The organism is Priestia sp. 10L35 (assembly GCF_056395685.1).
This window is the reverse complement of sequence record NZ_JBFTKA010000050.1, coordinates 1-540: the sequence shown is the minus strand read 5'-3', so window position 1 is coordinate 540 and position 540 is coordinate 1. Positions and strand designations below refer to the sequence as shown.

Annotated in this window: 1 protein-coding gene; it reads right to left on the bottom strand. The window is 28.5% G+C overall.

Annotated elements, in window-relative coordinates; all coding sequences use genetic code 11:
- Positions 1-467: hypothetical protein (locus AC1DEF_RS29180; RefSeq protein ID WP_097825562.1), on the bottom strand; the 467-nt coding region annotated here is incomplete at its 3' end.
- Positions 468-540 lie beyond the last annotated feature (73 nt).

Here is a 540-nt window from a genome sequence, read left to right as displayed (position 1 = left end):
TCTCTTTTAGCTACTTTTTCAATCTTATCAAATAATTCATCACCTTTGATTAATCCTTTTTCTTCTAGTATTTCTTCTAAAGCTTTAAATCTTACTCTAGATAAAACAACCTCATTTACGGCATTAACCATCAACTTCTGATCTTTTGTAAGTTCTTTTTCTTTGGCTGGTTCTTGTTGTAACTTAATTCTAAATACGATTTTTGTGTCATCTGTTATCTCTGCTGCTTGATAAAAAGTACTGTGTGAAATATTTTTCATTTTAAGTTTCTCATTTGTATCAACAATAGTAAGTTCAAAATCGGGGCTCTCGAAAAATAAGTCATATAAGTTATAATCTTTTTTTCCTATAATCGAAAATGCAAAACCAATCTTTTTTAGCTGCTCACCTGTAGTGGAATGTGTAATTGTTTTTTCTTCGAAATTTTCAACGTTAAATTCAACATTATTGATAATTAATTGTTTCAATTCAACCACCTCTTTATCTATATGAATACGACGAGTCTTAAAAGATTCCCTGTTTTCTCAAAATAAAAAAGGA